This is a genomic window from Lactovum miscens (assembly GCF_014202895.1).
Classification (GTDB): domain Bacteria; phylum Bacillota; class Bacilli; order Lactobacillales; family Streptococcaceae; genus Lactovum; species Lactovum miscens.
Genome location: NZ_JACHHV010000048.1, coordinates 1 through 6,509 on the forward strand (window position 1 = coordinate 1; position 6,509 = coordinate 6,509).

The window sequence follows — 6,509 nt, forward strand, 5'->3', positions numbered from 1 at the left end:
ATGGACTAGAAGAGAGTTCTTGCGCCTTTGAGGGGCGTTTTTTTGTGCGCTGTTTCGCCGGTCGTGTTGTGGGGGCTCAGACTCAATTGTTTTAATTTTTTTGGAATGAAACAAGCCCAAGAACTAACCAAAAAAGTACATGAGAAGTTTCAAATTGAGTTAAAGGTGAAAAAGTGATAAAATTAACTAGGAATTTTCCCAAACTTGGAGGTTTGATAATAATGACTTATATTAAATTTGATCGTAGTAAACTTACTCCTTTCATAGCTGAAAATGAACTTAATGAAATTCAATGGCAAGTTACTGCTGCTGATGAACTCCTTCGCTCAGGTAAAGGAGCAGGCGCAGACTATCTTGGTTGGATTGATCTTCCAGAAGATTATGATAAAGAGGAATTTGCTCGTATTCAAGCTGCCGCAGAGAAAATTGCTTCAAATTCAGAAATACTTGTAGTACTTGGTATTGGCGGTTCATATTTAGGTGCCCGTGCAGCCAATGATTTCTTGAACACAACTTTTTCGAATTACCAAACTCGTGAAGAACGTAAAGCTCCGTTGGTTATGTATGCAGGTAATTCTATTTCTTCAAACTATTTGGCAGATCTTGTAGACTTTGTTGCAGATAAAGATTTTTCGGTAAATGTGATTTCTAAATCAGGTACAACGACTGAACCTGCAATTGCTTTCCGAGTTTTTGAAGAACTTCTTGTTAAAAAGTATGGTCGTGATGGAGCAAATGCACGTATCTATGCAACTACAGACAAGGAAAAAGGTGCTGTTAAAGTTGGTGCTGATGCAAATGGATGGGAAACTTTTGTAGTTCCTGATTCAGTTGGTGGCCGGTTCTCAGTCTTAACGCCAGTTGGTCTCTTACCAATTGCTGCAGCAGGACATGATATTAAGAAATTGATGGAAGGAGCTAATCAAGCTCGTAAAGACTACTCTGTTTCAGCAGACGTGCGTGAAAACGATGCATACGCTTATGCTGCTCTTCGTAATATCCTTTATCGTAAAGGTAAATTCTCAGAAATTTTGGTCAACTACGAGCCTACGTTACAATATTTTGGTGAGTGGTGGAAGCAATTAGCAGGGGAGTCAGAAGGAAAAGATCAAAAAGGTATCTACCCTAACTCAGCTAACTTCTCAACAGATTTGCACTCAATAGGTCAATCTATTCAAGATGGATCACGTAACCTTTTCGAAACAGTTGTTCGTGTTGATAAACCACGTAAGAATATTACTATTCCCTCTTTGGATGCCGATCTTGACGGTTTAGCTTATATTCAAGGAAAAGACGTCGACTTTGTTAATAAGAAGGCTTCTGATGGTGTTTTGCTTGCCCACACAGATGGTAATGTGCCAAACATGATTGTGACTTTACCAGCTCAAGATGAATTTTCATTAGGCTATGCAATCTATTTCTTTGAACTAGCGATTGGAATTTCAGGATACTTGAATGGAATCAATCCATTCAACCAACCGGGTGTTGAATCTTACAAAGCAAATATGTTTGGTCTTCTTGGAAAACCTGGCTACGAAGAACTGACTAAGGAACTTGAAGCTCGTCTTTAAGCCTTATAAATTAAGCCTTATAAATAATGTGACCTCTTTAGTTATTAAGCCCTAAAGAGGTTTTTTTTACAGAAAAAACGCTGATAACAATTCAGCGTATTGGAAAAAATTTGATGCAATTTTAGTCCCATTTGTGGACAAGTTGAAAGTTAACACCTTCATTCCCACCAACAAGTTTTGCTACAGGACAACGACTTTCAGCCAACTTAAACATGGCTTCAGCATTGCGCTCACCAACTTCTTCAGTTAAAGGAATATAAACGGTTACATCTACTAAGAACTTAAGGCCTTTTGTATCATTTGCTTGATAGACATCAACACGAACTTTACTTGAATGGGCATAACCATTTTTATTTTCAATTGCTTCAAGAGTTGCATTAAGGCAAGTAGAAAGAGCAAGACCAAGAAGTTGCTCGGGATTAGTACCAGGTAAGTCATTATTGGGGGAAGAAATTGGATAGCTTAATCCATTTTCAATGTAAGAGATACCTTCCATACCTACTTCATTAATAGCAGTAGTATGATATGTTGCTTCAGGATGTGTTTTAATTTTCATGTCCTAATTGTACGATTTTAAAATTAAAAATGCTAAAAATGGCTTTCAAGAAAATTTTTTATTTTTGTATTTGAAAAGGATAAAAGTTTTACAAAGGGCTTTCGGCTTTCTGCTATAATTATAAAAATATGAAAGAACTCCGTGACCTTGGTAAGAATTTGCGACTCCGTCTGATAATTGTATTTTTGGGCTCTTTTTCTTATGGTACTGTTTTTAGCTCAATGACCATTTATTATACCGAACATTTTGGTGCTTTAATCACTGGTGGTTTACTTGCCGTATCTTCGATCTTAGCTTTTTTGAGTGGCTTATTAGCAGGATTTTGGTCAGATAAAAAGGGTCGCAGATCAGTTATGCTTTGGGGAGCAGAGATTTTTACAACTTCAAGTATTGTGGCAATTTTTGTTAACTCACCAGTATGTGTGAATTACTGGGTGACATATTTTTCATTTTTGTTTATTTCGATCGGTTATAATTTTATTTTGACATCCGGAAATGCTATGTTGATTGATGTATCTGATGTTCACAATCGAAAGACTGTTTTCTCTTTGGATTATTGGGCTCAAAATTTGGCTGTCATTTTTGGAGCGGCAATTGGAGCTTGGCTATTTAAGCCTGCCTTCTTTATTCTCTTAATTTTCCTCTTTTTTCAAACTTTAACCACTCTGATTATTACTCTCTTTTTTGTGACTGAAACGAAGCCACCAGGTTTTCCATCAAAATTTGTTCAGGATAATATCTTTGAATCTTATAAAAGAGTTGTTATGGATAAAACCTATTTGATTTATTTGATTGCGAATATTCTTTCAATGAGTATTACATTGCAGTTTGACAATTTTCTTCCAGTCCATCTTCAAACGGATTTTCAAACGTTTAATTTTCTAGGTTTCACAATTTATGGTCAAAGAATGCTTACCTTTTACTTAATCCTTTCTTGTATACTAGTCGTCCTTTTGATGACCAGTCTTAATCGTCTTACTTCAACTTGGTCCAACCTTAGAGCATTCAATGTAGGAACTATGGTCTTGTCAATTGGGATGGGATTGTCATTTATATGGGTTAGCTTTTGGCCAATTATTATTTCTTCTATAATTTATACCTTGGGTGAGATCATCTATACACCAGCGGTGCAGACCATTGGTTCAAATCTTATGGATCCAGAAAAAATTGGTGCTTATAATGGGGCTAGTTCAATTCGCTTTCCGGCCTCTTCGATTGTTGCAAGTTTTTATGTCACACTTTCTCCTGTACTTCACAAAGAGGGAATCACAATTATGATGCTCATTTTAGCCATAATTTCGTGTTTATTAATGAGTTGGACAGTTAAACTCAATCATACAAATGAAAAGCCATAACTTTACAAGACGGTACTTTTAGCGTTACAATACAATAATGAATGAAGAATCAGAAGATGAAACTATAGCAGAATCTAAACAAATAGAGAAAGAAGCATCACGTAATCTGTATGTACTTTGGTTTGGGGTATTCATGGCAGGGATGGGATTTTCAGCTATTATGCCTTTCTTACCCTTATATATAGCCGATTTGGGAACTTTTAGTAAGCCAGTTTTAAATTTACTTTCAAGTTCCATATTTGCTATAACATTTGTAATGACAGCAATTATCTCACCTATTTGGGGTAAGTTAGCTGATAAGTATGGACGACGTCCTATGATCTTGCGCGCCTCATTAGGGATGGCTATTGTTATTGCTCTGATGGCATTTGTAACGAATGTCTGGGAGTTAATGGCTTTACGTGCCTTACAAGGACTTTGTGGTGGGTTTATTTCTAATTCAACCGCTCTTGTTGCCACTCAGACACCTCGAAAAAAAGCAGGCCGTGCTTTGGGAATTTTGGTGACAGGTCAAACTTCTGGAACTTTACTTGGCCCTCTGCTTGGAGGTTTCATTGCTTCATGGGTAGGCTATCGTGGGAGTTTCATAATGACAGGATCACTTCTTTTTTTAGCCTTCATACTTTGTCTTTTTTTAGTGACAGAAAGTCACAAACCAGGAGAATATATTTCTAAAAAGGGAGAAGAAGTAGACCCACATCCATTTAGGAATCTTCCTAATAAAAATTTAATTTTTGGTCTTTTCTTAACAAGCTCTGTGATTCAAATTGTAAATACGGGAATTGACCCAATCATGGCACTCTTTGTTAGAGAAATTAATCAAACCAATTTTGCTACTACTATGTTAGTGGGAATTATTGCCGCATTGCCGGGGGTGTCTACAATTTTTTGGGCTCCTCGCTTTGGTAAACTTGGTGATAAGTATGGACCGCAGTATTTAATGATTGGTGGTTTTATTTTTGCTTTTTGTGTCCAATTACCTACAGCCTTTGTAAGTTCAGTATTTTTACTTATGCTTTTCCGCTTTTTTATCGGAATATCTGATGCTGCCATGATGCCACAGATAAATTCCCTACTAACAAAGTCTGTCCCTAGTGATATGATAAGCCGAATCTTTTCCTATAATCAAAGCTTCATGTCGATGGGAAATGTTATTGGTCCTATAATTGGTGGTCTAGTCGCAACCATGTTTGGTTATCGAGGTGTCTTCATTTCGGGTGCAATATTCATCTTGATCAACTTTCTCCATTATTTAACAACAACCAAAAGTATTAGAAAATGAACGCAATATAAAGCTATGCCACAACTCTTCCTAATTGTGGTATATTTTTATTAAGTTTTAATTTTCAAACAATTTTGAAATTTTAGAAATATATGTTAAACTCTTTGAAGCGTCTTTTTTGGCTGTGACATTGAGTTTTTATGCGCTTTAGAAAGTTTAGAAATAGGAAATGAAAGACTTTAAGAATTTGAACTCAACCCTGAAGATTAGAATCTTTATGGGTTTTCTTGGTGCCATGTGTTTTTCAACCGTTGGCTCCTCAATGACCATTTATTATAATCAGTACCTGGGAGCAGGAATCACTGGTATCCTTTTGATTGTAAGTTCAATTATGGTATTTATTGTTGGTCTCTGGTCAGGACACTTAGCTGATAAACTGGGTCGTCGCCCAATTATGCTAATTTCAACTCTAATCACGACACTTGGTGGAGCAGTCGCGACTTTTTCGAATTCTCCACTTTTCTTTGACCCTTGGTTAACCTATATTGGTTTTTTAATTTTGAATTTCGGCTATGGATTTTTCAACACAGCTTCAAGTGCTATGATTGTTGACTTGACAGACTCAGACAATCGTCGTGTGGTGTATAGCCTGCAATATTGGGTGATAAATGTTGCAGTCTTGATAGGCTCAGCATTATCAGGCTGGTTCTTTCATGACTATTTATTTGAACTTTTATTAGCTGTGACTCTGGAAGAATTACTCAGTTTCATTTTAGTCCTTACAGTCATTCCTGAAAGCTTTAATCCTGCAAACAGTCTTATCAAACAAGAATCAATTTTTAAGGCTTATCATACTGTGAGCAAAGATCATGCCTTTATGATTTATTGCTTTGCATCAATATTTATAGCAATGATTTTCTCTCAAGTTGACTTCTATTTGCCTGTTCATTTGTCTGATTCATTTCAAATAACCAATTTCTCTGGATTAGATTTTTTGGGTTGGCATTTAGGGACTTTCACAATTTATGGACAACGTATGTTAAGCATTATGCTAATTATTAACACTGCAATTATTGTTTTGGGGATGGGTTTCGTTAATAAGTTAACAAAGAATTGGAAACGGTCAACAGGAGTAAGTTTGGGAGTCTCTATTCAAGGGCTTGGATTTATTTTAGCATTCCTTGGAACAAGTTTTCAATGGGAGTTTGTGGCTGCAGTCATTTTTACTCTTGGTGAGATGATTAATGTTCCATTCAGTCAAGCCTTGCGAGCTGATTTGATGGAGAGTGGTCGTATTGGCACCTATTCGGGTGTTTTCTCTGTGACTCAACCAATTGCCTCAATTCTCTGCGGCCTTATGGTTTCTGGTTCAGCATTATATGGAAATTTGGGATCAGCGATTTTGATGGTCTTTGTTGTTATTTTAGGAGTCGGCCCAACTCTTTTGGCAATTCGAATGCATGAAAGACCCCAATCTATTCAGTATTAATTGCCAAGTTTAAACTACCATCAAAAAAATGCTAATGTACCAGGACTTGAATTTCATGGCTTCTCTTTTCTATAGAAGAAGTCATATTTGGTTTCTTACAATTAAATTGACGCATTTACTGAAGAATACAATACTGACAACCTTGTCAATTATAAAATTTAACAAAATTATTTCTTATTTCTCCACAATTTTAAAAAATAACCGAGTACATTTGAAATTTGATGGCAAATTGTAAAATTAGTTTAGCCACCTGAAGCAAGAAAAAAACACCTGAATTTCTTATACTTGAATTTGAAAGAAGACAAGTAGAAAAGGA

Annotated in this window: 5 protein-coding genes; 4 read left to right on the forward strand and 1 reads right to left on the reverse strand. The window is 36.1% G+C overall.

Features of this window, described 5'->3' with window-relative positions; translation table 11 throughout:
• The first annotated feature begins 221 nt into the window (after positions 1-221).
• Positions 222-1,571, forward strand: a complete 1,350-nt coding sequence (locus tag HNQ37_RS08115) for a glucose-6-phosphate isomerase (RefSeq protein WP_183541172.1) — start codon at positions 222-224, stop codon at positions 1,569-1,571.
• A 121-nt stretch (positions 1,572-1,692) separates the two neighbouring features.
• On the opposite strand, the gene HNQ37_RS08120 is transcribed toward HNQ37_RS08115, so the two are convergent.
• Positions 1,693-2,127 (reverse strand): OsmC family protein, encoded by a 435-nt coding sequence (locus HNQ37_RS08120; RefSeq protein WP_183541175.1) that lies wholly within the window; start codon positions 2,125-2,127, stop codon positions 1,693-1,695.
• A 128-nt stretch (positions 2,128-2,255) separates the two neighbouring features.
• Here HNQ37_RS08120 and HNQ37_RS08125 point away from each other — a divergent pair, with 128 nt between their 5' ends.
• From HNQ37_RS08125 to HNQ37_RS08135, 3 genes are all read left to right on the forward strand, one after another.
• Positions 2,256-3,482 (forward strand): MDR family MFS transporter, encoded by a 1,227-nt coding sequence (locus HNQ37_RS08125; RefSeq protein WP_183541178.1) that lies wholly within the window; start codon positions 2,256-2,258, stop codon positions 3,480-3,482.
• 37 nt (positions 3,483-3,519) lie between these two features.
• Positions 3,520-4,764 (forward strand): MFS transporter, encoded by a 1,245-nt coding sequence (locus HNQ37_RS08130; protein WP_183541181.1) that lies wholly within the window; start codon positions 3,520-3,522, stop codon positions 4,762-4,764.
• A 169-nt stretch (positions 4,765-4,933) separates the two neighbouring features.
• Positions 4,934-6,193 (forward strand): MDR family MFS transporter, encoded by a 1,260-nt coding sequence (locus HNQ37_RS08135; RefSeq protein ID WP_183541184.1) that lies wholly within the window; start codon positions 4,934-4,936, stop codon positions 6,191-6,193.
• Positions 6,194-6,509: the final 316 nt, after the last annotated feature.

Coding starts and splice junctions, on each gene's coding strand:
- HNQ37_RS08115 (WP_183541172.1), top strand. CDS start 222: ATGACTTATATTAAATTTGATCGTAGTAAACTTACTCCTTTCATAGCT.
- HNQ37_RS08120 (WP_183541175.1), bottom strand. CDS start 2,127: ATGAAAATTAAAACACATCCTGAAGCAACATATCATACTACTGCTATT.
- HNQ37_RS08125 (WP_183541178.1), top strand. CDS start 2,256: ATGAAAGAACTCCGTGACCTTGGTAAGAATTTGCGACTCCGTCTGATA.
- HNQ37_RS08130 (WP_183541181.1), top strand. CDS start 3,520: ATGAATGAAGAATCAGAAGATGAAACTATAGCAGAATCTAAACAAATA.
- HNQ37_RS08135 (WP_183541184.1), top strand. CDS start 4,934: ATGAAAGACTTTAAGAATTTGAACTCAACCCTGAAGATTAGAATCTTT.